Here is a 24,743-nt window from a genome sequence, read left to right as displayed (position 1 = left end):
GCGGTGTTGAAGAAGGTATGGACATCCACAGCATCATCGAAAGCCCGTTGGGCGAGATCCTGCTCGTCGGCAACGGCTCGGCGCTGACGCGCGTGTCGTTCGACGTGGGCGGAAGGGCTGGACTGCGGTGGGAGCCGGCCGCGTTCGCAGAGGTCGAGCGGCAGTTCGCCGAGTACTTCGCGGGCGAGCGGGCCTCGTTCGACCTGCCCCTCGCCACCCGCGGCACCCCGTTCCAGGAGCGGGTCTGGGCGGCCCTGGCGGAGCTGCCGTACGGGACCACGACGACCTACGGCGCGCTCGCCGCGCGGGTCGGCGCGCCACGTGAGCGGATCCGCGCGGTCGGCGCGGCCGTCGGTGCGAACCCGCTGCTCGTCGTCCGCCCCTGCCACCGCGTCGTCGGGGCGGACGGCACGCTGACCGGGTACGCGGGCGGCATCGAACGCAAGCACGAGCTGCTCACGCTCGAAGGCGCCCGGCAGCCGCAGCTCTGGAGCGCCGTCGGATGAACCCGGCGAAGCTGGCAGAGGAGACCACGACGGACTCGGCGAAGCTGGCGGAGAAGGTCACGATGAACCCGGCGAAGCTGGCGGAGGAGGTCACGATGGACTGGGCGAAGCTGACGGAAGAGGTCAACTCGTACGGGTGCGCGCTGACGCCGCCGGTGCTCACCCCCGAGGAGTGCAAGGAGATCGCCGGCCTGTACGACGAGACCGGGCTGTTCCGCTCCACGATCGACATGGAGCGGCACCGGTTCGGCGCCGGCCAGTACCGCTACTTCAGCCGGCCGTTCCCGCCGCTGGTGGAGAGGTTGCGGGCGGCGTTCTACCCGCGGCTGCTGCCGATCGCCCGCGACTGGGCGGCCAAGCTGGGCCAGCCGGCCCCGTGGCCGGACGACCTCGACGAGTGGCTGGACATGTGCCACAGAGCGGGGCAGACCAGGCCGACGCCCATCCTGCTGCGGTACGAACGCGACGGCTGGAACGCGCTGCACCGCGACCTCTACGGCGATCTGGTGTTCCCGTTGCAGGTCGTGATCGGGCTGGACCGGCCGGGCGAGGACTACACCGGCGGCGAGTTCCTGCTGGTGGAACAGCGGCCGCGGGCCCAGTCGCGCGGGACGGTGACGCTGCTGCCACAGGGGCACGGGCTGATCTTCACCACGCGCGACCGGCCCGTGCGCTCCTCGCGGGGCTGGTCGGCCTCCCCCGTGCGGCACGGGGTGAGCACCGTCCGGTCCGGGCTGAGACATACGCTGGGGCTCGCCTTTCACGACGCGAAATGACGTACACGCTGGTGGGGGCGGACGGCCGCCCGTATTCGAGTCCGGTGCCCGGCACGCTGGGCGGGCACCGAGGGGCCCGGCTGTACGGGCGGCTGGACTGCCCCTCGGCGCTGCGCGCCATCGCTCGCGGGGGATATATCCGGCATCGTGTCTTCTTCGTGGATGCCGGTGACGCGGTGGCGGCCGGATATCGGCCGTGTTCGAGGTGCTTACCGGAGGCGTACCAGGTATGGAAGGGCCCGCAGACATCGTGAGGCGGGAGATCGCGCCGGGCGCGGTACACGTGCCTGAATGGCTGACTCTGGACGAGCAGCGCCACCTCGTCGAGGCGTGCCGCGCATGGGCCACGGGGCCCGTGCCGATCCGGCACACCGTGCTGCCCCGGGGCGGCGTGATGTCGGTCCAGACGGTGTGCCTGGGTTGGCACTGGCAGCCGTACCGCTACACGCGCGTCGCCCACGACGTGAACGGCCGGCAGGTGGCCGAGTTCCCCGCGTGGCTCGGCGAGCTGGGGCGGCGCGCCCTGGCCGACGCGTACGGGCGCCCCAGCGACACGTACGAACCCGACACCGCCCTGATCAACTTCTACGACGGCCAGGCCAGGATGGGCATGCACCAGGACAAGGACGAGAAGTCCGACGCCCCGGTGGTGTCGCTGAGCATCGGCGACCGGTGCCTGTTCCGCTTCGGCAACACCGAGACGCGCGGCCGCCCGTACACGGATGTCGAACTCGCCTCAGGTGACCTGTTCGTGTTCGGCGGGCCGTCGCGCTTCGCCTACCACGGCGTGCCGAAGGTCCATCCGGGCACCGGCGATCCCGCCACCGGCCTGGCCTCCGGCCGGCTCAACCTCACGATGCGCGTCACCGGCCTTCGGTGAGGTAGCCGAACTCCTCGTCGGAGAGCGTGCGCCGCAGCGTCCGCAGCACCTTCGCCGGGTCGTCGTCCGGCCCCTGCGTGTAGAAGGGCCTGCCGTCCCGGCCGAACGTGATCGCCGCGTCCCCCTCCCACTTGCCCAGCACGTCGGCCGCCGGGGCGAAGTCCTCGTGCGGCTCGAACCCGAGCGTGCGCGCGTAGTCGACGGACCCGAACACCAGGTGCCGGGCCAGCTCGATCGGCGCCTCCTGGAAGCCCGCGTACTCGCCGAAGAAGTACTGGCGGAAGCGCCGCAGGTCGCGGTCGTCGAGCACGTCGGGGCCGATCGCGTTCTTCGCCCCGAGACAGTGGACGTCGGCGAGGTAGCCGGCCACCGTCATCCTGTCCCAGGTGTGCCGCCGCGCGACCAGCACGCACACCAGGCCACCCATGCCCGAGCCGGGAGCCTCGTCCACCCATCCGCGGGCCGGGTCGACGGTGAGCCCCTCGCTCCAGCCGGTGTTGACCCAGCAGCCGACCACCTCGGGCTCGGCGGCGGGGGCCTCCGAGGCGATGGCCCGCACCAGCGGCGCCACGACGGACGGCGACACTTTCAGCGCCTTGGCGATCTCCTTCGGGGAGCGGCCCTCGGCGCGCAGCTCGCGTACCCGATCCTTCAAGTCCATTCGGGCAGCCTAGCCGTCCCGACCACCCGCATCGAGCCACCACCATGAGGGTCAGGGCGGCAGGGCGAGGAGGACGTGCACCAGCTGCGCGCCGATCAGGGCGAACGGCGCGAGCACCCACAACTGGCTGAAAAACCAGCCCAGGTGCAGGGCCAGGGCGACGAACGCCAGGCACGACACGGACGTCCACAGCAGGAGCGCCCAGGGAGGAATCCGCACGATCAGAGGCTAGGGATCACTTGTGCAGACAGTGCCCGTCGAATGTGGAGATACCGTCAAGCTCCCCGGTGGAAGTAGGAGCGGCGCGAGCCCTGGCCGGTCAGGCTGCCGATGCAGCGGAGAAAGCGCGTGCCGTTCTCGAACTGCGCCTGCGACGGCGGCATCACGTCCGCCATCCATCTGGCCGCGCCGAGGTTCCTGGCCGTGCCGATCCGGCTGGCCAGGAGCACCGCCCGGCTGCAGATCCGCTTGACCGTGGGGTGCTTGGCGAGGTCCTGCTGCACGTACGTGTCGGCGTCCGACGGGATCGGGGCGACCGCGAACGTCTCCCACGAGTGCTCCTCCTCGCACCCGACCCGCCTGGCCTTCGTGTCGCCCGAGATGATGACCAGGCCGCCCCAGCACTCCGACTCCTGCACGCACGCCGCCTCGCCGCCGCGCACCTTGCTCGCCGGGCAGTTCTCCGTGTACGTCTTCAGCCCCTTGAACACGGTCTTCACCGGTTCTTCAGCCGTGGACGGGGCGGAGGCCGATGCGCTGGGAGACGACGCCTCCTTGCCGGCAGGCTCCCTGGTGACGTACGTGTAGACGACCACGCCGACGCCTATCGAGATCACCAGGGCCAGGGCGGCGGCGATCGAGACCAGCGCCTTCGACGTGCCGCGCGGAGCGGGTGGCATGGTGTCCGCGTGGACGGCCGGCGGCGGGCCGGTGACCGGCCCGCCCATCATCGGCGGCGGCCCCGGGTGGCCCACGTGCGGCCCGATCGGCTGCCCGACCGGCTGGCCGACCGGCTGGGAGGGGCTCGACGGCGCGGCGTGACGTCCCCCGGAAGGGCCGGCGTCACGTACCGGGGCGGGGCCGAGCGGGACGGCGGCGAGGGCGTCGCGGAACGCCTCCGCGGTGGGCGTGCGCTCGCGCGGGTCGCTCGCCAGCGCCTGGCGCAGCACGGCTGTCAACTGGGGCGGCACGCCGGGAATGTCGGGAACGGGCAGGCGGTGCAGGGCCAGGATCATCGCCAGGTTCGGCACGCCGCTCTCCGGGAAGCGCGGCGGGCGGCCGTTCAGGAGGGCGTAGACCGTGGCGGCCAGCGCGTACACGTCACCGGCCGGTGTCGGCTCGGCCAGCTCGAACGCCTCGGGCGGGGCGTACGAAGGCGTCAGGGACTCGCGCGTCACCGACGCCTCGGGCCCGGACGCGGGCATGGTGGCCAGCCCGAAGTCGGACAGCGCCACCTGGCCGTACCGGTTGACCAGGATGTTGCCCGGCTTCACGTCCCGGTGCAGCACCCCCTGCGCGTGCGCGGCGGCCAGCGCGTCGGCGATCCGCACTCCCACGTCACGCGCCTCGACCGGCGAGAGCCTCCGTCCGGACAGCGACCCGCCCGGGCACAGCTCCAGCACCATGTACGGCCGCCCGTCGGGCAGCAGCCCCGCGTCGTAGACGGCCACGACGTGCGGATGACCGGAAAGGGCCCCCGCGGCCGTGACCTCGCGCATGAACCGGCGCCGGTCGCGCTCGGACAGCAGCACCCGGTTGTCGACCTTGAGCGCGACCTCGCGGCCCACGGCCGACTGCAGGGCGAGGTAGACGACACCGAAGCCGCCCTGGCCGAGAACACCCTTGATCTCATAGCCAGAAACCGATAATTCGGACACGCGCGGAAGCGTACAGGTTCGGGGCGACACCCACCGGAGCGAGGTGAGTCAGCCGGCGGTCTGGAGGACCTCGCGGAGCCGGGCCGCGTATGCCCGGGGATGGCTGATGTTGCCGTTGTGCCCGCCAGGGAACTCCACCAGCTCCGTACCCAGCAGCCCCGCCAGCTCGACCGCACACCGGCGGTCGAAGACGTGGTGCGGGGTGGTCTGTCCGGCCGCGGGCAGGATGCGCGTACGGCACCCGCTCAGGTCGAGCTCGTCCGCCACGACGGCGGTGAAGTCGTGGCGGATGAAGAAGTCGAAGTTCGCCTGCCGCTGCGGCGTGATGGGCTGCGGGGTGAGGCCGGTCTCGGCGTCCTCGGTGATGCCGAGCACCCGCTTCACGTGGCCGATCGCCGCGGGCAGGCCGCCCTCGCGGTAGAGCGACTGGAGCTCGGCCAGCTCCTTGCGGTGCTCGGCCTGTTCGGCCTCGGGCAATAGCCACGGCGAGACGGGCTCGTGGGCGATGAGCAGGCTGAGCTGTTCGGGGTGCTCGACGGCCAGGTGAAGCCCGATGGAGGCGCCCAGGCTCTGCCCCAGCATGATCACGGGCTGGTCGGTGAGGTGGGCCAGCAGCCGGTGCACGTCGTCGGCGTGCTCCCGCACGCTCACGCCGGTGCCGGGGATGGTGCTGCGGCTGAGCCCGCGCCGGTCGTACGTGATCACCGTGTACGCGTCCACCAGCCGATCGACCAGGTCAACGGTGCGACCGGCGTCGCCCTCGCCGCTCTGCGAGATCAGCAGGAGCGGACCGCTGCCGCGCACCTCGTAGTAGAGGTCGGCGCCCGGCATGCGCAAGATATCGGCGTTCATGCCTCTCAAGGTAATCCATCAAATTTGATACATCAAGTTCGATGCATTCTCCCTGGGATCAGTTTGGCGGCCAGCTCCTCCAGGACCGCCACGGTCTCCGCCACGCGCCGCGGGTCGTCCGTACCCAGCGCGGCCCCCAGGGCGGCGTCGACCGGGGTGTCCCTGACCTGCGTCACCCGTTCGGACACCCCGGACGCCTCGCGGATGATCGTGCGCCGCCGGTCCGCCGGATCCGTCTCGGCGATCACCGCGCCCGCGGAGCGCAGCCGCGCGATGGCCGCCGACACGGCACTCTGCGGCAACCCGGTACGGGCGGCGATCTCGCCCACGGTGGTGTCGGGGTGTCCGCGCAGGTCGCTCACCACGATCAGAACCGTGCGCACGCTCGTGGAGTGCTCACCGATGCCCTCGGTCGGCATGGCCTCCTCGCCGATCTTCATCAGCGTCCGGCCCAACAGGAACAGCTCGACCCCATTCACGATCAGCAACATACCGGCGGGGATGGGTAAGGTCGTGCGACGTGACGACGGAGTTGGAACGCCTTGCCGAACGCCTGCGCGAGTTCGCCAGGGTCAGGGACTGGGAGCAGTTCCACACGCCCAAGAACCTGGCGATGGCGCTGGCGGGCGAGGTCGGGGAGCTGGTGGCGGAGTTCCAGTGGCTCACGGCCGAGCAGTCCGTGAAGCCCGATCCCGATGCGCTCGCCCGGATGCGCACCGAGCTGGGCGACGTCACCCTCTACCTGATCCGGCTGGCCGACGTGCTGGGCGTGGACCTGGTGGAGGCGGCCCAGGCCAAACTGGACGACAACGACCGCCGCTACGACGCCGACCGATACCGCGGCTCAGCCAGGAAAGCCCCGCCCTCCGGCTGAGGTTCCCCGATCCGGGTAATGCCGAGCAGCGCCTGCGCCTCATATGGGCCATCCTTGTCCACCCGGCGCTGCAGACCGGGACCCGCCACGTACTCGGCGCCGAGCCGGCGTAGGTCGCTCGATGTCCATGGCGCTGCCACAAGCCTTGAGCCTTTCGCTGGGCACAACGACTTCCCATCCGAGCTCGGAGTCCGAGCGGGAGAGCTGACACCTTGCACCTTGGCTGTGAAACGCCCGCGTTCAAAGCAGACGGAGATCAAGAGGCCGACCGTCACTAGGGCGTCTGTCGTCCCCGGTCAAATGCACCTGCATGGTTCATGATCGACGTAACCAGGGTGGCCGTCGCGATGAACGTACCGCCGCCCCATACAAGAGCGCCGGCCATCGGGACGCTGTTCTCTCTCGCCACGATGAGCGCGATGAGCGCGATCACCAGCGAGAAGAGCACGTCAATGGTTAAGCAGAGCGCGATGCGCAGCGTGCTGGTCAACTTCTGCTCACTTCGGTCCGACGGATCAAGATCGGGGGTTGGTCTGAGGTCATACGCGACACTCGTGCGTCGCTGCCCGAGATTATGGCGGTTCATCTGCCGGAGCGCAGGTGCAAATGCATGTGCAGGTATGGATTTACCCTCAGAGGATGAAAAATCCTCTCCCGAGAGGGGTTGGGAGGAAGTCGCTCGCACGCTTCGTGCTACTTCACAGCCCTGCAAGTACAGAGTGCAACAGACGAATACGTGGTGTATCTGCACGTGCATGGGAGGCGGCGTCGATCGCCTCGATGCTAGACGTGGGCGTTTCCAGGCAACGACGCGTCTCGACTGGAGGATCGAGCGTCGTATCTCAGGCGCCACCGCCCTGCCACGGAATCGGAACGACGCCGGACCGGCCTCGGGGCCGGTCCGGCGTGAGTCGGGGTGCGAGGGTCATGGTGTCGGGTTGTGTCGCCTGAGGATGGCGAACGTCAGCGCGGCCAGGCCGATGAAGGTGATCGCGCTGACCACCGCCACCGTGTTGAGCCCCGTGGTGAACGCGGCCCGCGCCAGGTCCAGCAGCTCGGGCTGGTCCTTGGCGGCGGTCACCGCGGCGGTGATGCTCTCGCGGACCGCCTCCACCGGCAGGTGCTCGGGGAGCTGCCCGCGGTAGACGGCGCTGCCGAGGCTGCCCAGCGCGGCCACGCCCACCGCGACGCCGAACTCGCCGCCCGTCTCCGAGAGCGAGGCCGCGGAGCCGGCCTTCTCCGCCGGCGCGGCCGTCATGATGACGCCGTTGCCCACGCCCATCGGCAGCGCGATGCCCGCGGAGGCCAGGACGAGCCCGGCCACGACCAGCCCGGCGCCGCCGGCGCTCGGCACCTGCGTGTGCAGGAACAGCCCCACCGCGCCCACGGCGAATCCGCCGGCCATCACGTACGCGGTGCCGACGCGGCGGGCGAGGGCGGGGGCCAGCGTCAGGGCGACGATCATGGCGAGGTTCTGCGGCACCAGCCAGAGACCCGCCTCCAGCGGGGACATCGCCTCGACGGTCTGCAGGTACTGGGTGGTCATCAGCGTCGTCCCGGCCATCACGATGCCGCCGAGCAGCATGGTCCCGAGCGTGGTCGCGAAGGCCCGGTTGCCGAACAGGCGCAGGTCGAGCAGGGGGTCGGCGAGCCGGCGCTGCCGCCGTACGAAGACCGCGCCGAACGCCGCCCCGGCCACGGCCGCCGCCACGGGCACCGGGTGCCAGCCACTCCTCGCGATCTCCTTGAGCCCGTACACGACCGGCAGGATGGTCGCGAGCGACAGCGCGACGCTGGCGAGGTCGAGCCGGCCCGCGTTCGGGTCGCGGTACTCGGGCAGCAGCGTCCGCCCGGCCACCAGCAGCGCCACCATGAACGGCACCCCCATCAGGAAGGCCGCGCCCCACCAGAAGTGCTCGAGCAGCACCCCGCCCACGATCGGCCCGGCCGCCATGCCCAGCATGAAGCAGCCGAACCAGAGCCCGATCGCGGTCCCCATCTGCTTGGCGTCCTGGAACATGTTCCTGATCAGTGCCATCGACGACGGCATCAGCGTCGCCCCCGCGATGCCGAGCAGCGCCCGGGCGACGATCAGCATCTCGGCGCTCACCGAGTACGCGGCCACCACCGAGGCCGCGCCGAACGCCGTCGCCCCGATCATCAGCAGCCGGCGCCGCCCGATCCGGTCGCCCAGCGTCCCCATGGTGACCAGGAACCCGGCCAGCATGAAGCTGTAGATGTCCATGATCCAGAGCTGCTGCGGCGCGCCGGCCCCGAGGCCGGCGCTGAGGTGCGGCAGCGCCAGGTAGAGCACGCTGACGTCGACCGAGAGCAGCAGGGCCACGGAGGCCAGGACGGCCAGCCCGGTCCATTCCCGGCGGCCCGCGCGGGTGACGGTGGGCGTGTCCTCGAGTGTGGTGGCGTTCATCTCGTTCCCCTTTCAGATGCCTTCACAGTGCTGAAAGAGGCTTCCGATGTTCTTTTCGTGGGCTTAAGGCCGCGCATAAGGTGACGAGCATGCGTTTTGGGGTGTTGGGTCCGCTGGCCGTGTGGACGGACTCCGGCGAGAGCGTCACGGTTCCCGGGCTCAAGGTACGGGCGCTGCTCGTGGACCTGCTCGTCCACGAGGGCCATCCCGTGTCCGTGGACCGGCTGGTCGACGACCTGTGGGGCGCGGAGCCGCCGGGCAATCCGGCCGGGGCGCTGCAGGTGCGCGTCTCGCAGCTGCGCAAGGCGTTCGAGGACGCCGAGCCGGGCGGCAAGAACCTCGTCGTCTCCCGCGCCCCCGGCTACCTGCTGCGCCACGAGGGCGGCGCCGTGGACGCGGCGCGCTTCGCCGGCCTGCTGGCCCGGGCGGAGGCCGCCGACAGCCCGCGGACCAGGGCGGGGCTGCTGGCCGACGCGCTGGCGCTGTGGCGGGGACCCGCGTACGCCGACTTCGCCGACGAGGAGTACACCAGGTCGGCCATCCTCCGACTGGAGGAGCAGCGGCTGTCCGCGCTGGAGCAGCACGCCGAGGCGCGGCTGGAGCTGGGCGAGCACGGCCTGCTGGTGGGCGAGCTGGGCGACCTGGTGGCCAGGCATCCGCTCAGGGAACGCCTGCGCGCCGTCCACATGCGGGCCCTCTACCGCGCGGGACGCCAGAGCGAGGCGCTGGCCTCGTACGGCGAGCTGCGGGACCGGCTGGCCGACGAGCTCGGCCTCGACCCGGGACCCGAGCTGGTCGCCCTGCACCAGGCGATACTCGGGCAGGACCCGGCCCTGAGCGTGCCCGCCGATCGCCCCGTCACGAACCTGCCCGCCTCCGTCAGCAAGCTCATCGGCCGGGACGAGGCGCTGGCCGAGGTGTGCGCGCTGGTGGGCGAGGAGCGGCTGGTGACGCTCACCGGCAGCGGCGGGGTGGGCAAGACCCGGCTGGCGCTGGAGGCGGCGAACCGGCTGGTGGACGGGTTCGCGGACGGGGCCTGGCTGGTCGCGCTCGACCAGGCGTCCCGCTCCCCCGCCGAGGCCGTGCTGGCCGCCCTGGACATCCGGGAGGACGCCGGGGAGCCGGCCTCCCGAGGGGACGGGGCGCCGGCGCGGCAGCTCGGCGCGGCGCTCAGGGCCAGGCGGATGCTGCTGGTCCTGGACAACTGCGAGCACGTGGTCGAGCAGGTCGCCGAGCTGGCCGAGGCGCTCCTGCGGGCCTGTCCCGACCTGCGGATCCTGGCCACGAGCAGGGAGCCGCTGGCCGTGGCCGGCGAGGTGTTGTGGAGCGTGCCGCCGCTCGACGTGCCGGGCAGCGCCGATCTGGCGGTCATGGCGCGGTCGGACGCGGTCAGGCTGTTCGTGACCAGGGCCGCGGCCTCCGCCCGCGGGTTCGCGCTCGACGCTCGCAACGCGGCGGCCGTGGCGCAGCTGTGCCGGCGGCTCGACGGCATCCCGCTGGCGCTGGAACTGGCCGCGACCCGGGTGCGGGCGCTGGGCGTCCAGGGCGTGGTGACCAGGCTGGACGACCGGTTCAAGCTGCTGGCCTCGGGGCAGCGGGGCGCTCCGGCCCGGCAGCAGACGCTCACCGCGGTGATCGACTGGAGCTGGGACCTGCTGTCCGACGACGAGCGCCGCGTCCTGCGCCGCCTGGCCGTGCACGCCGACGGCTGCACGCTGGAGGCCGCCGAATCCGTCTGCGCCACCTCCGAGCTGGACGTGCTCGACCTGCTGGCCCGCCTGGTCGACCGCTCGCTCGTGGTCGTCGTCGAGGCGCCGGCGGGCGTCCGTTACCGGCTGCTGGAGTCGGTGTCGGAGTACTGCCGGGCCAAGCTGTCCGACGCGGGCGAGCTCGACCGGGTACGCCTCGCGCACCTGCGCCACTACCTGGCGCTGGCCGTACAGGCCGAGCCGGAGCTGTACGGGCACGACCAGCGGGACTGGCTGCTGCGCCTGGACGCGGAGGCCGCCAACCTGCGGGCGGCGCTCGACACGGCGGTCGCCCGGCAGGACGCCGACGACGCGGCCCGGTTGGTGAACGCGCTGGCCTGGTACTGGTTCTTGCGCGGCCGGCTGGCCGAGGGCCGGCGGGCGCTGGCGGCGGCCCTGTCCGTCGGCGGCGCCGCCTCCCCGGCCCGGGCCAGGGCGGCGGCCTGGGAGGCGGGGTTCGCGCTGACGCTGGGCGAGGAGGTCGACTGGGAGCCCGTGCTGGCGGCGGTCGGAGACCCGGGCGAACGGGCCAGGGCCGAGCTGTTCGTGAGCATGCACGTCAAGGACATGCCGACGGCGCAGGAGCTGGTGGGCCGGGCGCTGGCCACGTTCAGGGAGACCGGCGACCGGTGGGGCGTCGCGGCGGCGCTGGCCAGGCAGGCCAGGGACGCGTTCACGACGCGGGACATCCAGGCGCTCGAACGGATCGGCGAGGAGAGCGCCCGGCTGTTCACCGAGCTGGGAGACCGGTGGGGGCTGCTGCAGGCCACGGCCTGGCTGGCGTCGCTGGCCGAGATGGCGACCGACGCGGAGCGGGCCACCCGGCTGTTCGGCGAAGGGCTGCGGATGGCCGAGGACCTGGGGCTGTGGCCGGAGGTCTCCACGCGCATCGCCTGGCTGGGCTGGATCGCGATGCAGAGCGGCGACTACGACCGCTCCATGGAGTTCTGCGAGCGGGCCATGAAGCTGGCGCAGAGCCAGGGCTACATGGAGGGCACGATCATGGGCGAGATGGGGCTCGCCTTCGCCGCGCGCCGGGCCGGGCGGCTGGACCTGGCCGAGACGCACCTGCGCCGGCTGCTCGAAGGGGTGCCGCGCGGCCCGGACGTCGAGCCCCCCTTGTACGTGCCGGACACGCTGGTCGAGCTGGGCTACCTCACGGAGCTGCGCGGGGACCCGGCCGCGGCCATGGGGCTGCACGTGGAGGCGCTGGCCGCGGCCCGCAGGATGGGCGACGTCAGGACGATGGCGTTCGCCGTGGAGGGCGCGGCCTCGGCGGCGGGGCCGACCGAGAAGGCGGCCGTGCTGCTGGGCCTGGCGGCCGCGGCCAGGGAGCGGAACCAGACGCCCGCGGGGGCGGCCGAGCAGGCCGACGCCGAGCGGGCGGCGGCGAGGGTACGCGAGGCGCTCGGCGAGGAGGCCTTCGCGGCCGCGTACCAGGAGGGCGCTGCCCGCAAGCTCGACGAGGCGGCCGACCTGCTGCTGTGAGGGCTAGGCAAGGTGCTCGGCCAGCCGGTCGAAGAACTCGGTCCAGCCCGCCTTGGCCTGCTCGGCGTGCGCGGGGTCGGTGTTGACGCCGTACTGGTGGAAGCGCATCCTCGTCTTGCCGTCCACCTCGGTGAAGTCGATCGTGACCACTGACGCCGGCCCTTCGCCCGGGTTGTCCGGGTCGCCCGTGGTGAACACCAGCCGCTGCGGCTCCGCCACCTCGCGGTAGGTGCCGTCCAGCGTCGCCTCGAACCCCTCCTCGCCCACCAGCGTGGCCCGCCAGCTGCCGCCGGGGCGGGCGTCCAGGGTGATCCGGCCGACCGGCGTGCTGAGCATCCGCGGCCCGAACCACTGCGAGAAGCGCTCCGGCTCGGTCCAGGCGGCCCACACCTGCTCGCGGGGGGCGTCGAAGAGGCAGGTGATCTCGTACTCGGCGGTCTGGGTCATCGTCGTGTCCTTTCTGGTTCGTTCGATGGCTCCAAGGTCGCAGGGCGCGCTTCAGATCTCCTTCTCGTAGCCTTAAGGCGCGTGGCAGGCTGGCCGTATGAGGATCGTTCGCGCCGCCAGAGTGCTCACCGGCCGGCCCGGAGAGGTGATCGCCGACGGTGAGGTCCTCGTCGACGGCGATCGGATCGTCTCCGTGGGGCCGCGCGGCAGCGGGGGCGAGGCCGCCGAGGTCCTCGACCTGCCGGGCCACACGGTGCTGCCCGGGCTGATCGACGCGCACGTGCACCTGGGGTTCGACGCGAAGGTCGACCCGGTGACCCGGCGCAGCTCCGAGAGCGACCACCACCTGCTGTTACGTATGGCCGAGAACGCGCGCAAGCTCGTCTCCGCAGGCGTCACCACCGCGCGCGACCTGGGCTCGCGCGGCTTCCTCGACCTGGCCCTGCGCGACGCGATCGAGGAGGGCCTCATGGTCGGCCCGCACATCGTGGCCGCCACCAGGCCCATCACGATCACCGGCGGCCACTGCTGGTACATGGGCGGCGAGGCCGACGACGAGCCCGCCATCCGCCGCGTGGCCCGGGAGAACCTCCGCGCGGGCGCCGACTGCCTGAAGGTGATGGCCTCCGGCGGCCTGATGACGCCGGGCGCGCCGCCGAGCTGGGTCCCGCAGTACGGCACCGAGCAGCTCAGGGTCGTCGTGGAAGAGGCCGCGTCGCGCGGCAAGGGCGTCGCGGCCCACGCCCACGCGCACGCCTCCATCCGCAGCTCCATCGAGGCGGGTGTCACGACCGTCGAGCACTGCACGTTCTTCGGCCCGTCGGGGCACGACTACGACGCCGAGCTGGCCGACCTCGTCGCGGCCAGCGGCACGTACGTGTGCCCCACGGTGCACGGCGTGTTCTGGCGGATGCGCGAGGTCTACGGGCCCGAGATGATCGACGCCTGGCTGCACGGCGTGGCCGCCATGCGGGAGGCCGGGATCCGGCTCGTCGCGGGCACCGACGCCGGGTTCACCAACGGCGGCATCGCCAACGAGACGGACGGATACGTGGCCGGTCTGGAGGTGTTCGCGGAGGCCGGGTTCGGTCACGCGGAGATCATCGAGATGGCCACCGTGCGCGCCGCCGACGCCTGCGGGGTGGGCGGGGTGACCGGCAGCCTGGAGGCGGGCAAGCGGGCCGACCTGATCGCGGTCAAAGGGGATCCGCTCGAACGCCTGGCCGACCTGCGCGATCTCACACTCGTCCTGGTCTCCGGGCGTACCGTCACGCAGGCGGGTATCGACACGGTGATCTCGTCCGTCGGCTGAGAGGATTCCTCATGCTGCCCTGGTCCGCCGAACTGGCCGGCCGTCTCGACCACGACGTCATCGACAGCGCACTGCTGCGCGGCAATCCCCTGGGGGATCCGCACGAGCGCCCGATCATGGTGTACGTCCCGCCGGGCTACGACGACGACCCTTCCCGCCGCTACCCCTCGATCTACGTGCTGCTCGGCTACACCGGCCACGTCGCCATGTGGCTGAACCGGGCTCCGTTCCGCCAGCCGTACCCGGAGCTCGCGGACGCCGTCTTCGCCTCCGGGGAGGCCCTGCCCGCGATAGTCGTGTACGTGGACGCGTGGACCTCGCTCGGCGGCAGCCAGTTCCTCGACTCCCCCGGCACCGGGCGCTACCACTCCTACCTGCGGGACGAGGTCGTGCCGTGGGTGGACGCCCGCTACCGCACGATCGCCGACCGCGACCACCGGGCGGTCACCGGCAAGTCGAGCGGCGGCTACGGGGCCATGGTCACCGCCATGCTGGCGCCCGACGTGTTCGGCGCGCTGGCCACGCACGCCGGTGACGCGTTGTTCGAGGTGAGCGCGCGCAGGTCGTTCCCCGAGGTGGCGCGCAGGCTGCGGGACATGTACGACGGCTCGTACGACACGTTCCTCGCCGACTTCCGCGGCCGGCTGGCCGGGACCAAGGAGGGGGATCTGGAGCTCCTGGAGATGTACGCGTACTCGGCCGCCTACTCCGCGGACCCCGACGGGACCGTACGCGTGCCCTTCGACGACACGGGCGCCGTCGTGCCGGAGGTGTGGGAGCGCTGGCTGTCCTGGGATCCCGTGCTGATGGCCCCGCGGCACGCCGAGGCCCTGCGCTCGATGCGGGCGATCTGGGTGGATGCCGGGAGCAAGGACGAGTACTTCCTGGACTTCGGGGCGGTGGCGTTCCGGCGGGCGCTGGAGGAGGCGGGCGTCAAGGACGACAACGTCAACTTCGAGCTCTTCGACGCCGGCCACGGCGCCATCGAGTACCGCTACCCGCTCGCCCTGGCCTGGCTGTCCCGGCGACTCTCAATCATCTAGGTGACACTTGTCAACCAAATGATTGATGCTCTACTGTCCTCCCATGGCTGCACGGAGGGCGCCGCGCCCTGAGGAGCGCGGCAAGGCGGCGGAGCTGACGCGGGAGCGCATCCTGCGGGCCGCCGTGAGCGAGTTCGGCGAGAAGGGATATTCCGGCGCGCGCACCGCCGGGATCGCCGCCCGCGCCGGCGTCAACCAGCAGCTGATCTCCTACTACTTCGGCGGCAAGCAGGGGCTGCTGGAGGAGCTGCGGCGGCGCCGGCAGGCGGACGAGGCCGCGTCCGACGCCGCCTCCGTCTCGTTCGCGGAGTCGGTCGGGGCCCAGCTGGGCCGCACGCTCGACGACCCGGAATGGGCCCGGCTGGTGGTGTGGCAGGCGTTGGGCGACTGCCCGTTCGCCGACGCCGACGAGGGCCGGCGGTACGCGGACGCGCAACGCGCCCGGATGGCCGAGTCGCTGGAGCGGATGCGCGGGCGGCAGGAGGCCGGCGAGGTCACCGATCGGGTCGATCCGGCGTTCGCGCTACTGGTCGCCTACGCGGTGGTGTTCGCGCCGATCACGATGCCGCAGTTCGTCCGGGACATCTTCGGCGAAGATCCGCTCTCGCCCGAGGTGCGCCGCCGCTTGCACGGTGAGCTGGTCAGGCTTCTCGGCCAGGCCGAGGATTAGGGAGGTTCTGCGGCGATGGTGATGGTGGTCTTCGGGGCTCGGGGCAGTGTGGGGCGCCATGTCGCCGCCGGTCTGCTGGCGGCCGGCGAACACGTGCGGGTGACGAGCAGGGACCCGGGCAAGGGCGGCTTCCCCGCTTCCGCGGAGGTCGTGGCGGCCGACCTGGAGCGTCCCGAGACGTTGCCCGCCGCGCTGGAGGGCGCCACGAAGGTGTTCGTGTACGCCATACCGGACGGTGTCGCGGGCTTCGTCGAGGCGGCCAGGTCGGCCGGGGTGCGGCAGGTGGTGCTGCTGTCGTCGGCGGCGGTCGTGATCGAGGGCTTCGAACGCAACCCGATCGCCGTGCAGCATCAGGTCGTCGAGACGGCCGTGGAGGAATCGGGGCTGGACTGGACGTTCATCCGGCCGGGGATGTTCGCGACGAACACGCTGTGGTGGTGGCAGGCGGCGATCCGGGGCGGGGGCGTGGTGCGGCTGCCGTACCCGGAGGCCGAGACCGCCCCCATCCACGAGAAGGACCTGGCGGCGCTCGCGGTGACGGCGTTGACGGAGCCCGGGCACGAGCGGCGGGCGTACACCGTGTACGGGGCGGAGTCGCTCACGTTGCGGCGGCAGGTCGAGCACATCGGGGAGGCGATCGGGCGTCCGGTCACCGTCGAGGTGGTGTCGGAGGCGCAGGCGCGGGAGGAGATGGGCCGGACGACGCCGGCGGTCGGCGTCGAGGTGATCATGAAGCAGTGGGCGGACCGCGACGGCGTACCCGCGGAGACCTCGACGGTGGTGGAGAAGGTGACCGGCCGCCCGGCGCGCACGTTCGCCGAATGGGCCGTCGACCACGCGGACGACTTCCGCTGATCCTGGGGGCGCCTGGCGGGTACGTCCGGGACACCCGTCATGCGTCTTCACCTGTTCCGCGGGGGTGTCTTCTTCCTGCGGCCGCGTCGAGGGCTTGATCCGCGCGGGTTCTGCGGCGGCCCGGGCCTGGGCTCGACTCCCGGCGCGTACCCGGGTGAGCGGTACAGGGGCCGGCCTCCGTACCAGCCCCACATGAGGCAGAGCAGCCCCACGAGCAGGGCCAGGACCGGCACCAGGTAGAGCAGCGCGTCGAGCCGGAGCAGCCCGGCGGCGGTCACCCCCGTGATCGACGCGACCAGCACCCAGCCCGGCCCATGCCAGTACGGTTTCCCCAACGGCCTGTCGGACTCCTCCCAGCCTCGCGGCGTGCGCCGCCGGAGCCGCCCCGCCGGCCACAGCCGCGTGCCGTCCCCGGTGATCACGACCGCTCGCCTGAACGGCCCTCCCCCGATCCGCACCTGCGCCTTCAGCGCCTCCGCCCTCTCATCGACGGCGGGATCCCAGTGGACGCGCTGGTAGTACGGCCTCGCCCCGCGCTCGGGGACGAGCTTCAGGTACGGGCTGAACCAGCGGACCCCCTTCGTCCTGTACTCCAGGATCAGCGGCCGGACCTGCCACCGCGCCTCGGCCGCCGACGCCGCGTGCCGGTTGAGCAGGAACCGGGCCAGCACCAGGACGAGCCCGAGCCCGTAGATCCCCGCGACGACGAACGGAGCCCGCCTGAGCATGTCCCCGGGAGGGGGCACGTCCTCATGCCCGGCCGGGAACACCAGGCCGCCGGGGTCGGCCGGGTCGTAGCGGATGGGCAGCACCGAGCCCTGCACGAAATGTTCGGAGTCGGCCTGGATCATCGTCTGATGGCTGTTCCTGCCGTCAGACCAGTTCAGGTGGAACATCTCCGGATTGCCCTGGCCGTCGAAGTCGATGTACTCGACTGTGGCCATAGACCTGGCCGTGGCGCGGGATTCCGCGTCGGCGACGCCGGCGGCCTGGACCGCGAGTACGCCGAACGCCACCAGCGCTCCCAGCGTGAAACCCCCGAGCGACACCAAGGCGATACGCGATATCGGCCGCAAGTCATGCACCCACACAGTTTGGTGGGAGGGCCTTTCGCCACGCTTTCGTCAGTCTGTCACCGTTCTCCACGCCCTCCGGGCAGCGCCGGCCGGGAACGGATCCCGGCCGGCGCGCCGACGACCACGGACGGGTGTCAGCCCAGATGCCGGGCGAAGAACCGCAGCGAGCTGTCCGTCTCGAACCGCGGCAGATCTCCGTGCTTGCCGGGGTTGGCGTGCAGCGTCTTCTCGGCCGAAGCGAAGGCGTCGAACAACGCCAGGCCCTCGGCCCGCGGCACCCGTTCGTCATCCCACTGGAGCAGGAACTGCACCGGCACGGTGATCCGCGCCGCGCTCTCGGCCAGCGTGGTCGCCCCGAGCAGGCCCAGCACCGCGGCGCTGACCCGGGGTTCCGCGGCGACGAACGGGACACCGAGCCCGCAGCCCATCGACACACCCCAGTAGCCCACCGGACCCGCGCCGACGTGGTCGAGCTGCCGGAGCGCGGTCAGGACCGCCTGCCATTCCGCGACGGCCTGCCCGGCCAGGAGACTGTGCATGGCGAGGAGCTGCGCGGTCGCGTCCTCACCTGCGGCCGCGCGGGACCGCATCTCGGTTGAGATCCGGGTGAACTCCTCGCTCTTCGGCCGCTCGCCGTGGTGGGGCGCATCGATCGCGGCGACCGCGAACCCGCCCTCTGCGACGAAGTGCTGCGCGCGGGCCAGGATGCCGGGTGCCTGCTTGTGCTGCCCGCCGCCGTGTCCCATCAGGATCAGGGGACGAGCGCCGAGGGCGTCTTCCGGCGTCCACAGCACGCCGGGGATCTCGCCGAGGGTGAAGAGTTGTTCGGTGACGCCGTCCGACGACGTCTGGGAGATGAAGCGCATGGCGTTTCAAGCCCTTTCGGGAGGCCTTCTGCGGGCGCTCCCTAGACCATGCACGGGAGGGAGCCCCGACCTGTCACAGCGTTGATCGGTCTCACCTCCTCGAGCTCGCAGCGATGCACGGCGCCGCCGAAGGTATCACAAAAGGCATCGCTCGCCTCCCGCCTTCGGGGCGACTGAGCTCGTTCCTGGCGCTTACCGCGGGACCGCCACAGTGCGTCACCGAGTTGCGGCGATCTGCCCGAGCAGGTCCGTCGTCAGGCGGTCGAGGCGGGCCGCGGCGGCCGGGTCGAAATCCTTGCCGGTCAGCGGCAACGGCTTGCCGCGCAGGTAGGCGGTGACGGCGGATTCGGGCGCGGCGTCCAGCAGTGCGGCGATCGGCACGATCGCCTTGCCGACCGGCATCGCGAAGAGCCGGGCGAGCGCCTTGGTGACGGCACGCCTGGGTTGCGGCAGCGGATCGGCCATGCTCGTGTTCACGAAGCCGGGGTTGTAGAGGACATAACGCGTGCGGGCGGCCGGGTAGCGAGCGGGGAAACCCGCTCCCAGCAGGTCGTTGCAGCGGGAGGACTGCATCGCCGCACGCATCCCCGTGTAGCCCTCGCGCCATTGGAGGTCGTCCCAGTTGACGCGGCCCGGCAGGCCGCCGGGTCCGGCGATGTTCATCACGACGGGCGCCTGCGCGCGTTCCAGGTGCTCCATCAGACCGTGGCCGATCACGAACCGGCTCAGGTAGGCGAGCGCGAACGTGGACTCCAGCCCGTCCGCCGTCTCTTCGCGCTTCGGGCGGAACCGCTGGGCCGCGAACACCAGCCCGTCCACGGCCTCGGTGGTCGCCGCCACCTCCTCGACCACCTGCCGCATGCCCGCGACGGTGCTCAGGTCGGCCCGGAGAAACACGGCCCTACCCTCGGCGCCGAGCCCGTGCGCCTCGGCGAGGAAGGCACGCCCCTTCTCCTCGCCACTGGCCACGGCGATCACGCTGTCCCCGCGCCGCAGGAAATGCAGTCCCAGCCCCTTGCCCATGCCGTCCGTGCCGCCGGTGATCACGTATGTACGCATTCCCGAGCCCCCTCAAGTCATCGATCGGTGACAAGAATGCTAGGCCCGGTGATTGGTTAAGTCAACGTACGATGACTTAGGATGATTTGCATGGACCAGCCGAAACGCCGCGACAAAGCCGCCACCCGCGCCAAGCTGCTCGACGCCGCACGTCTGCGCTTCGCCCGTCAGGGCTACGACGGCACCGGCGTGCGCGAGATCGCGGCCGACGTGGGTGTCGATCCGGCGCTGGTCTTCCGCTACTTCGGCTCGAAGGAGCGACTCCACGAGGAGGCCGTACGCGTGGAGATCCCGGCCGGCCTCACGGACGATCCGGCCCGTCCGCTCACTCACATCACCGACGAGCTGCTGCACGATGTCGTCTTCGCCGACTGGGAGCAGTTCGCCGGCGAGCACCCGCTCCTGGTGATGCTGCGCTCCGCGGGACGCCCGGCCATCCGCGACCAGTTGCGTACGCAGATCTGCGAGGGCTACCTGCCCGACTTCGCCGAGCGGATAGGCGGCGAGAACCCCGCCCTACGGGCCGAAATGGTGGGCGCGCTGCTGCTCGGCATGGGCGTCATGCGCTCGCTCATCGGCAGCCCCGCCCTGAGCGACGCCTCCTTCGAGGAGACGCGGGCGCTGGTCGCCCGGCTGGTCACGGCCTTGAGCGATCAATCCCCTCGATAACTCCACGGTCATGATGCCATGCGCTTCTTGTCGTTGTTCGACAGGTTCCCTGCGCCTGATCCTTAGTGCCTGTGGCGGTGATCAACCCCTCCCGCGACCAGCCCGTGCCGGACACTACGGTGCTCATCGGAGGCGACGAGATCATTTCGGTCGGAGAGCCGGTGCCGACACGGGCGCGGTAGGAGGTGACCGGTGGCCCCGCGCGCGCCGACAGGCGACGGGCAAGTCGTCGCGCCCCCTGAGGCCGAGCGAAGCGAGGCCCGCTCGGGGCGGGGTCCAGCAGGCCCACCACCCAGATGGGCAACGGGTGGGCGGGCCTGGCCCACCTGCCCGGGTGCCTACCCGTGGCGGGCTGTGCTGTCGCGGACGATGAGTTCTGTGGCCAGTTCGACCCGCTTGGTCTCCGGGGCTTCGCCGCGGCCCATCGCCAGGACCGTGCGGGTGGCCAGGGCGGCCATCTCCTGCAGCGGCTGGCGTACCGTCGTCAAGGGCGGCCAGGCCGACTTGGACAGGGGCAGGTCGTCGAAGCCCACCACGCTCAGGTCCTCGGGGACGCGCAGGCCCCGCTGGCGGGCCGCCTCGAACACGCCGAAGGCCATCAGGTCGCTCCCGGCGAAGATCGCCGTCGGGGGCGCGTCCAGGGAGAGCAGGGCGTGGCCCTCGTCGTGGCCCGACTCCACCAGGAACGTGCCGCGGCGGATCAGCTCGGGCTCGATCGGCGCCCCGGCCGTCTCCAGGGCCGCGCGGTAGCCGTCCACGCGGGCCTGGCTGCACAGCATGTCCGTGGGGCCGCTGATCATGCCGATGCGCCGGTGGCCGAGTTCGAGCAGGTGACGGGTGGCGGCCAGGCCGCCGTTCCAGTTGGTGGCCCCGACCGAGACGACGCCGGGAGCGGGCTCGCCCTCCGGGTCGACCACGGCGAACGGGAGCGAGCGCGCGCTGAGCTGGGCCTGGATGCCGGTGGACAGGCGCGAGGCGACGATGACCACCCCGTCGGTACGGCGGGCGGCCAGGCGTTCGAGCCAGTCGCGGCCCGGTCCGGCATGGGTGTGCAGGACGGAGATGACCACGCTGGCCCCGGCCTCGTGGGCCGCGCCCTCCGCGCCGCGCACGATCTCCATGGCCCACGGCGACTCGATCTCGGCGAAGACCAGGTCGACCAGGCCGGCCGGGGTGTCGTCCTGGCTGATGCGCCGCTGGTAGCCGTGTTCCTGCAGGAGTCGTTCGACTCGATGGCGGGTCGCCGGAGCGACCTCTGGACGTCCGTTGATGACCTTGGACACCGTCGGAATGGAGACCCCGGCCTCTTCCGCGATCAGTGCGATCGTCACCCGCCGCTTCGCTGACACGTTCGGGAGTGTATCCGAAAGTTTCGGTTTGGGATCGCTCCCACTCAAGGTGTTGACGCTTTACGCAGCGTTTACCTACGATCCAGGCAGCGAAACTATCGGGGAACTAAAGAAACTTTCGCGCGGTACGCCGTACCGTGCCCCATGAGTCACGCTGAGTCCCGCAAATCACGTGCAGGGGTCCGTACGGCAGGCCGAGCCAGTCTGAGGAAGGACCCCTGATGAAACGCAGTCTGGTGTTGATCGCGACCGCAGTGCTCATAACCGGCTGCGGCGGTGGGGGCGGTGGAGGCAGCAGCACGGCCCCCCAGCAGAGCGGCCCGGCCGCCAAGGTCACTCTTGAATGGTGGCACCTGTCGACCACGGAGCCGCTCAAGTCCCTCTGGGCGCAGCGGGCCAAGGAGTTCGAGGCCAAGCATCCCAACGTCACCATCAAGGCGACCGTCCTGGAGAACGACGCGTACAAGGCCAAGCTGACCACGATCACGCAGTCGGGCAAGGCTCCCGACCTGTTCGCCACGTGGGGCGGCGGCGTGCTCAAACAGCAGATCGACGCCGGGCTGGTCAAGGACATCTCCGCCGACGTCGCCGACGTCCTGCCCAACTTCACGCCGGCCACGCTGGGCGCGTACCAGGTCGACGGCAAGACGTACGGGCTCCCCACCGACATCGGCCTGGTCGGCTTCTGGTACAACAAGAAACTCTTCGCCAAGGCCGGCATCACGCAGCCGCCCGCCACGTGGTCGGCGTTCCTCGAGGACGTCAAGAAGCTCAAGACGGCAGGCGTCACGCCGATCGCCCTGGCCGGCAAGGAGAAGTGGCCGGGCCACTACTACTGGGCCTACCTCGCCATGCGCATCGCCGGCCTCGACGCGCTCAAGCAGGCGGCCGTCGACCACGACTTCACCAAGCCCGACTTCGTGGCCGCCGGACAGCAGGTCAAGGCGCTGGCGGACTTGCAGCCGTTCCAGAAGGGCTTCCTCGGCGCGGGGTACGGCACCCCGGACGGCCAGGCGGCCACCGTGGCGAACGGCAAGGCCGCCATGGAGCTGATGGGGCAGTGGGCGCCCGCCGTGCAGAAGGACGCCGGCAAGGGCCTCGGCGACGACCTGGGCTTCTTCCCCTTCCCCGCGGTCGAGGGCGGCAAGGGCTCGATCTCCGACGCGTTCGGCGGTGGCGGCGGCCTGGCCGTGGGCGCGGACGCCCCCGCGGAGGCCGTGCAGTTCGTGAAGTTCATGACCGAGATGGGCAACCACTCCAAGGCCGTGGAGGCCGGCGGCGTGCTGCCGGTGCTCAAGGGCGAGGAAAGCGCGGTCAAGGACCCCAACCTCAAGCAGGTGGCGACCGCGCTGGCCGCGGCCGGCGGCTACCAGCTCTACCTCGACCAGGCCTACCCGCCCGCAGTCGGCCAGCAGGTCAACGACAGCGTGGCCGAGCTCATCGCCGGTACGAAGACACCGGAGGAAGTCGGCAAGGCCATCACCGAAGTGGCCAAGAGCGAAGGATGACGACCCTCCTCAAGGGGCCGGAGGCGGTCGCGCCTCCGGCCCCCGCCCCTGCCGCCAGGCGGCGCGGCCGCTGGGTGACCATCGCCCTGTTCCTGCTGCCCGCCCTGGTCCTCTTCCTGCTGCTGGTCGTCGCACCCATCCTCGTGGCGTTCTACGCCAGCGTCTTCAAATGGAACGGCTTCGGCGGCCTGCCGACCAACTTCATCGGGCTCGACAACTTCACCCGGCTTTTCGGCACCGAAATTTTCGGCCAGGACCTGTGGCACCTGCTGGTCCTCGTGCTGCTGTCGGTCTGCGTCCAGCTCCCGTTCTCGCTGGCCATCGCGATGCTGCTGAACCAGCGCATCCGCGGGCGGGCGCTGTACCGGGTGGTGTTCTTCGCGCCGTACGTGCTCTCCGAGGTCATCACCGGCGTGCTGTTCTCGCTGATCCTCTCGCCCGAGTCCGGCATGGCGAACCAGCTCCTGTCGGTGTTCGGGTTCGACTCGGAGTGGCTGGCCGATCCCGACACCGTGATGCCGTCGCTCTTCCTGGTGATGATGTGGAAATATTTCGGCTTCCACATGATGATCTATCTCGCGGGGCGGCAGAGCATCCCGAACGAGCTCATCGAGGCCGCCCAGATCGACGGGGCCACGAGCTGGAAGACGTTCCGGCACATCACGCTGCCGCTGCTCGGGCCCACGATCCGGATCAGCGTCTTCCTGTCCGTCATCTACACGATCCAGCTGTTCGACCTGGTGTGGATCCTCACCCAGGGCGGGCCGTCGCACTCGTCCGAGACGATGGCCGTCACGATGATGGACTGGGGCTTCAAGCGCTCCCAGGTCGGCTACGCCAGCGCGATCAGCGTGGTGATGTTCGCGCTCAGCCTCGTCTTCGCCCTCGTCTACCAGCGGTTCGTGATGCGCCGCGACCTGGAGGGCGCGACCACCTCGATGGGAGAGCGCCGATGATCCATCGGAAGAAGTCCTCGCCGCGGCGCAACACCCTGCCGCTGCACCTGGTCGCGTGGGTCGTCGGCCTGTTCATCATCATCCCGGTGGTGTACGCGCTGATCGGCGGCTTCAAGTCCACCAGCGAGCTGTCCACCAACCCGCTCGGACTGCCCAACACCTGGGCCACGGAGAACTACACCGACGTGATCGGCTCCGGCTCGTTCTGGCTGCAGCTGTGGAACAGCACGTTCATCGCGGTCGTGACGACCGTGCTGACCGTCGGGGTGTCGGCGCTGGCGGGGTTCGTCTTCGCCAGGTTCGCCTTCCGCGGCAGGGAGCTGTTCTTCACGCTGTTCACGGCCGGGCTGATGTTCCCGTTCGCGGTGGCCATCCTGCCGATCTTCGTGCTGCTGCGCACGTTCGGGCTGCTGGGCAACCCGCTCGGCGTGATCCTGACGCAGGCGGCCTTCGGGCTGCCGCTGACGATCATCATTCTGCGCGGCTTCTTCCGCGGCATCCCGGGCGAGATCGAGGAGGCGGCCATCATCGACGGCTGCAGCCCGTTCGGGTTCTTCTGGCGGATCCTGCTGCCGATGGCCAGGCCCGCCATCGCCACCGTCTCGGTGCTGGCCATCGTGGGGAGCTGGAACAACTTCATGCTCCCGCTCGTGGTCTTCACCGAGGAGTCGAGCTGGACGCTGCCGCTGGGCATCCAGCAGTTCCAGGGCCAGTACGCCTCCGACACCGCCCGCATCCTGGCCTATCTCGTCCTGGCCATGGTGCCCGCGCTCGGGTTCTACGCCGTCGCGGAACGTCACCTGGTCGGCGGTCTCACCGCGGGCGCGACGAAGGGATGATCAC

26 protein-coding genes are annotated in these 24,743 nt (G+C 71.1%); 14 read left to right on the top strand and 12 right to left on the bottom strand.

The window, feature by feature from the left end:
- The first annotated feature begins 17 nt into the window (after positions 1–17).
- From ACFKCF_RS48870 to ACFKCF_RS48855, 4 genes are read left to right on the top strand one after another with little or no spacing between them, the layout of a single operon-like run.
- Positions 18–506, top strand: a complete 489-nt coding sequence (locus ACFKCF_RS48870; protein WP_394502519.1) for a methylated-DNA--[protein]-cysteine S-methyltransferase — start codon at positions 18–20, stop codon at positions 504–506.
- Positions 503–1,282, top strand: a complete 780-nt coding sequence (locus ACFKCF_RS48865) for a 2OG-Fe(II) oxygenase (RefSeq protein ID WP_394502517.1) — start codon at positions 503–505, stop codon at positions 1,280–1,282. The genes ACFKCF_RS48870 and ACFKCF_RS48865 overlap by 4 nt, the downstream gene beginning before the upstream one ends.
- Positions 1,279–1,536, top strand: a complete 258-nt coding sequence (locus ACFKCF_RS48860) for an Ada metal-binding domain-containing protein (protein WP_394502515.1) — start codon at positions 1,279–1,281, stop codon at positions 1,534–1,536. The genes ACFKCF_RS48865 and ACFKCF_RS48860 overlap by 4 nt, the downstream gene beginning before the upstream one ends.
- Entirely contained in the window at positions 1,512–2,162 is a 651-nt protein-coding gene (locus ACFKCF_RS48855) for an alpha-ketoglutarate-dependent dioxygenase AlkB family protein (protein ID WP_394502513.1), read from the top strand. Before ACFKCF_RS48860 ends, ACFKCF_RS48855 begins: the two co-directional genes overlap by 25 nt.
- Here the strand turns inward: ACFKCF_RS48855 and ACFKCF_RS48850 are convergent.
- From ACFKCF_RS48850 to ACFKCF_RS48830, 5 genes are read right to left on the bottom strand one after another with little or no spacing between them, the layout of a single operon-like run.
- A complete protein-coding gene (locus ACFKCF_RS48850) occupies positions 2,146–2,823 on the bottom strand; it encodes a helix-turn-helix domain-containing protein (protein ID WP_394502512.1) in 678 nt (225 codons plus the stop codon). The two genes, ACFKCF_RS48855 and ACFKCF_RS48850, sit on opposite strands and share 17 nt — an antisense overlap.
- Before the next feature lie 51 nt (positions 2,824–2,874).
- A complete protein-coding gene (locus ACFKCF_RS48845; protein ID WP_394502510.1) occupies positions 2,875–3,042 on the bottom strand; it encodes a hypothetical protein in 168 nt (55 codons plus the stop codon).
- 56 nt (positions 3,043–3,098) lie between these two features.
- Positions 3,099–4,700: a protein kinase gene (locus ACFKCF_RS48840; RefSeq protein ID WP_394502509.1), complete on the bottom strand. Its 1,602-nt coding sequence runs from the start codon at positions 4,698–4,700 to the stop codon at positions 3,099–3,101.
- Positions 4,701–4,748: 48 nt separating this feature from the next.
- Positions 4,749–5,552, bottom strand: a complete 804-nt coding sequence (locus ACFKCF_RS48835; protein ID WP_394502507.1) for an alpha/beta fold hydrolase — start codon at positions 5,550–5,552, stop codon at positions 4,749–4,751.
- 32 nt (positions 5,553–5,584) lie between these two features.
- Positions 5,585–6,031 carry a MarR family transcriptional regulator gene (locus ACFKCF_RS48830; RefSeq protein WP_394502505.1) on the bottom strand — a complete coding sequence of 149 codons (447 nt, stop codon included), beginning with the start codon at positions 6,029–6,031 and terminating at the stop codon, positions 5,585–5,587.
- Positions 6,032–6,072: 41 nt separating this feature from the next.
- On the opposite strand from ACFKCF_RS48830, the gene ACFKCF_RS48825 reads away from it, so the two are divergent.
- The gene (locus ACFKCF_RS48825) at positions 6,073–6,426 is read left to right on the top strand and encodes a nucleotide pyrophosphohydrolase (protein ID WP_394502503.1); all 354 of its coding nucleotides are present in this window, start codon (positions 6,073–6,075) and stop codon (positions 6,424–6,426) included.
- 274 nt (positions 6,427–6,700) lie between these two features.
- Here ACFKCF_RS48825 and ACFKCF_RS48820 read toward each other — a convergent pair whose 3' ends face one another.
- Together ACFKCF_RS48820 and ACFKCF_RS48815 are read right to left on the bottom strand one after the other, a co-directional pair.
- Entirely contained in the window at positions 6,701–6,916 is a 216-nt protein-coding gene (locus ACFKCF_RS48820) for a hypothetical protein (RefSeq protein WP_394502502.1), read from the bottom strand.
- Between the two features lie 435 nt (positions 6,917–7,351).
- Positions 7,352–8,854, bottom strand: a complete 1,503-nt coding sequence (locus tag ACFKCF_RS48815; protein WP_394502500.1) for an MFS transporter — start codon at positions 8,852–8,854, stop codon at positions 7,352–7,354.
- 89 nt (positions 8,855–8,943) lie between these two features.
- Between ACFKCF_RS48815 and ACFKCF_RS48810 the strand changes: the two genes are divergently transcribed.
- The gene (locus ACFKCF_RS48810; protein ID WP_394502498.1) at positions 8,944–12,090 is read left to right on the top strand and encodes a BTAD domain-containing putative transcriptional regulator; all 3,147 of its coding nucleotides are present in this window, start codon (positions 8,944–8,946) and stop codon (positions 12,088–12,090) included.
- Between the two features lie 3 nt (positions 12,091–12,093).
- Here the strand turns inward: ACFKCF_RS48810 and ACFKCF_RS48805 are convergent, their stop codons facing one another.
- A complete protein-coding gene (locus ACFKCF_RS48805; RefSeq protein WP_394502496.1) occupies positions 12,094–12,537 on the bottom strand; it encodes an SRPBCC domain-containing protein in 444 nt (147 codons plus the stop codon).
- A 97-nt stretch (positions 12,538–12,634) separates the two neighbouring features.
- Here ACFKCF_RS48805 and ACFKCF_RS48800 point away from each other — a divergent pair, with 97 nt between their 5' ends.
- The 4 genes from ACFKCF_RS48800 to ACFKCF_RS48785 are packed head-to-tail and all read left to right on the top strand — an operon-like array spanning position 12,635 to position 16,417.
- A complete protein-coding gene (locus ACFKCF_RS48800; protein ID WP_394502494.1) occupies positions 12,635–13,849 on the top strand; it encodes an amidohydrolase family protein in 1,215 nt (404 codons plus the stop codon).
- 11 nt (positions 13,850–13,860) lie between these two features.
- Positions 13,861–14,892 (top strand): alpha/beta hydrolase, encoded by a 1,032-nt coding sequence (locus tag ACFKCF_RS48795; protein WP_394502492.1) that lies wholly within the window; start codon positions 13,861–13,863, stop codon positions 14,890–14,892.
- Between the two features lie 43 nt (positions 14,893–14,935).
- Positions 14,936–15,562, top strand: coding sequence for a TetR family transcriptional regulator (locus ACFKCF_RS48790; RefSeq protein WP_394502490.1), 627 nt, complete (start codon positions 14,936–14,938; stop codon positions 15,560–15,562).
- A gap of 15 nt (positions 15,563–15,577) precedes the next feature.
- Positions 15,578–16,417 (top strand): NAD(P)H-binding protein, encoded by an 840-nt coding sequence (locus tag ACFKCF_RS48785; RefSeq protein WP_394502488.1) that lies wholly within the window; start codon positions 15,578–15,580, stop codon positions 16,415–16,417.
- A gap of 47 nt (positions 16,418–16,464) precedes the next feature.
- Here ACFKCF_RS48785 and ACFKCF_RS48780 read toward each other — a convergent pair whose 3' ends face one another.
- The 3 genes from ACFKCF_RS48780 to ACFKCF_RS48770 form a co-directional block, all read right to left on the bottom strand.
- Complete coding sequence (locus tag ACFKCF_RS48780) at positions 16,465–17,469, bottom strand: hypothetical protein (RefSeq protein ID WP_394502486.1); 1,005 nt, start codon at positions 17,467–17,469, stop codon at positions 16,465–16,467.
- A 158-nt stretch (positions 17,470–17,627) separates the two neighbouring features.
- Positions 17,628–18,359: a dienelactone hydrolase family protein gene (locus ACFKCF_RS48775; protein ID WP_394502484.1), complete on the bottom strand. Its 732-nt coding sequence runs from the start codon at positions 18,357–18,359 to the stop codon at positions 17,628–17,630.
- Positions 18,360–18,575: 216 nt separating this feature from the next.
- Entirely contained in the window at positions 18,576–19,418 is an 843-nt protein-coding gene (locus tag ACFKCF_RS48770; RefSeq protein ID WP_394502482.1) for an SDR family NAD(P)-dependent oxidoreductase, read from the bottom strand.
- A 90-nt stretch (positions 19,419–19,508) separates the two neighbouring features.
- Between ACFKCF_RS48770 and ACFKCF_RS48765 the strand changes: the two genes are divergently transcribed.
- Complete coding sequence (locus ACFKCF_RS48765; RefSeq protein ID WP_394502480.1) at positions 19,509–20,087, top strand: TetR family transcriptional regulator; 579 nt, start codon at positions 19,509–19,511, stop codon at positions 20,085–20,087.
- Between the two features lie 338 nt (positions 20,088–20,425).
- Here ACFKCF_RS48765 and ACFKCF_RS48760 read toward each other — a convergent pair whose 3' ends face one another.
- Entirely contained in the window at positions 20,426–21,436 is a 1,011-nt protein-coding gene (locus ACFKCF_RS48760; RefSeq protein WP_394502478.1) for a LacI family DNA-binding transcriptional regulator, read from the bottom strand.
- 221 nt (positions 21,437–21,657) lie between these two features.
- Here ACFKCF_RS48760 and ACFKCF_RS48755 point away from each other — a divergent pair, with 221 nt between their 5' ends.
- Genes ACFKCF_RS48755 through ACFKCF_RS48745 form a run of 3 tightly spaced genes read left to right on the top strand, consistent with a single transcriptional unit; the run spans position 21,658 to position 24,739 of the window.
- Positions 21,658–22,944, top strand: coding sequence for an extracellular solute-binding protein (locus ACFKCF_RS48755; RefSeq protein ID WP_394502476.1), 1,287 nt, complete (start codon positions 21,658–21,660; stop codon positions 22,942–22,944).
- Complete coding sequence (locus ACFKCF_RS48750) at positions 22,941–23,900, top strand: carbohydrate ABC transporter permease (RefSeq protein ID WP_394502474.1); 960 nt, start codon at positions 22,941–22,943, stop codon at positions 23,898–23,900. Before ACFKCF_RS48755 ends, ACFKCF_RS48750 begins: the two co-directional genes overlap by 4 nt.
- Positions 23,897–24,739, top strand: a complete 843-nt coding sequence (locus ACFKCF_RS48745) for a carbohydrate ABC transporter permease (RefSeq protein ID WP_394502472.1) — start codon at positions 23,897–23,899, stop codon at positions 24,737–24,739. The genes ACFKCF_RS48750 and ACFKCF_RS48745 overlap by 4 nt, the downstream gene beginning before the upstream one ends.
- The last annotated feature ends 4 nt before the right edge of the window (positions 24,740–24,743 follow it).

It is taken from the genome of Nonomuraea sp. JJY05 (assembly GCF_043496855.1).
In the GTDB taxonomy this organism is placed as follows: Bacteria; Actinomycetota; Actinomycetes; order Streptosporangiales; family Streptosporangiaceae; genus Nonomuraea.
Note: the sequence above shows the minus strand (reverse complement) of the source record. Positions and strands in the feature narration are given on the sequence as shown.

Excerpts from the sequence above, each read along its gene's own strand:
- ACFKCF_RS48855 (WP_394502513.1), top strand. The coding sequence starts at position 1,512 with ATGGAAGGGCCCGCAGACATCGTGAGGCGGGAGATCGCGCCGGGCGCG.
- ACFKCF_RS48790 (WP_394502490.1), top strand. The coding sequence starts at position 14,936 with ATGGCTGCACGGAGGGCGCCGCGCCCTGAGGAGCGCGGCAAGGCGGCG.
- ACFKCF_RS48870 (WP_394502519.1), top strand. The coding sequence starts at position 18 with ATGGACATCCACAGCATCATCGAAAGCCCGTTGGGCGAGATCCTGCTC.
- ACFKCF_RS48800 (WP_394502494.1), top strand. The coding sequence starts at position 12,635 with ATGAGGATCGTTCGCGCCGCCAGAGTGCTCACCGGCCGGCCCGGAGAG.
- ACFKCF_RS48810 (WP_394502498.1), top strand. The coding sequence starts at position 8,944 with ATGCGTTTTGGGGTGTTGGGTCCGCTGGCCGTGTGGACGGACTCCGGC.
- ACFKCF_RS48765 (WP_394502480.1), top strand. The coding sequence starts at position 19,509 with ATGGACCAGCCGAAACGCCGCGACAAAGCCGCCACCCGCGCCAAGCTG.
- ACFKCF_RS48795 (WP_394502492.1), top strand. The coding sequence starts at position 13,861 with ATGCTGCCCTGGTCCGCCGAACTGGCCGGCCGTCTCGACCACGACGTC.
- ACFKCF_RS48835 (WP_394502507.1), bottom strand. The coding sequence starts at position 5,552 with ATGAACGCCGATATCTTGCGCATGCCGGGCGCCGACCTCTACTACGAG.
- ACFKCF_RS48775 (WP_394502484.1), bottom strand. The coding sequence starts at position 18,359 with ATGCGCTTCATCTCCCAGACGTCGTCGGACGGCGTCACCGAACAACTC.
- ACFKCF_RS48745 (WP_394502472.1), top strand. The coding sequence starts at position 23,897 with ATGATCCATCGGAAGAAGTCCTCGCCGCGGCGCAACACCCTGCCGCTG.
- ACFKCF_RS48850 (WP_394502512.1), bottom strand. The coding sequence starts at position 2,823 with ATGGACTTGAAGGATCGGGTACGCGAGCTGCGCGCCGAGGGCCGCTCC.
- ACFKCF_RS48770 (WP_394502482.1), bottom strand. The coding sequence starts at position 19,418 with ATGCGTACATACGTGATCACCGGCGGCACGGACGGCATGGGCAAGGGG.
- ACFKCF_RS48865 (WP_394502517.1), top strand. The coding sequence starts at position 503 with ATGAACCCGGCGAAGCTGGCAGAGGAGACCACGACGGACTCGGCGAAG.
- ACFKCF_RS48785 (WP_394502488.1), top strand. The coding sequence starts at position 15,578 with ATGGTGATGGTGGTCTTCGGGGCTCGGGGCAGTGTGGGGCGCCATGTC.
- ACFKCF_RS48815 (WP_394502500.1), bottom strand. The coding sequence starts at position 8,854 with ATGAACGCCACCACACTCGAGGACACGCCCACCGTCACCCGCGCGGGC.
- ACFKCF_RS48755 (WP_394502476.1), top strand. The coding sequence starts at position 21,658 with ATGAAACGCAGTCTGGTGTTGATCGCGACCGCAGTGCTCATAACCGGC.
- ACFKCF_RS48860 (WP_394502515.1), top strand. The coding sequence starts at position 1,279 with ATGACGTACACGCTGGTGGGGGCGGACGGCCGCCCGTATTCGAGTCCG.
- ACFKCF_RS48750 (WP_394502474.1), top strand. The coding sequence starts at position 22,941 with ATGACGACCCTCCTCAAGGGGCCGGAGGCGGTCGCGCCTCCGGCCCCC.
- ACFKCF_RS48805 (WP_394502496.1), bottom strand. The coding sequence starts at position 12,537 with ATGACCCAGACCGCCGAGTACGAGATCACCTGCCTCTTCGACGCCCCC.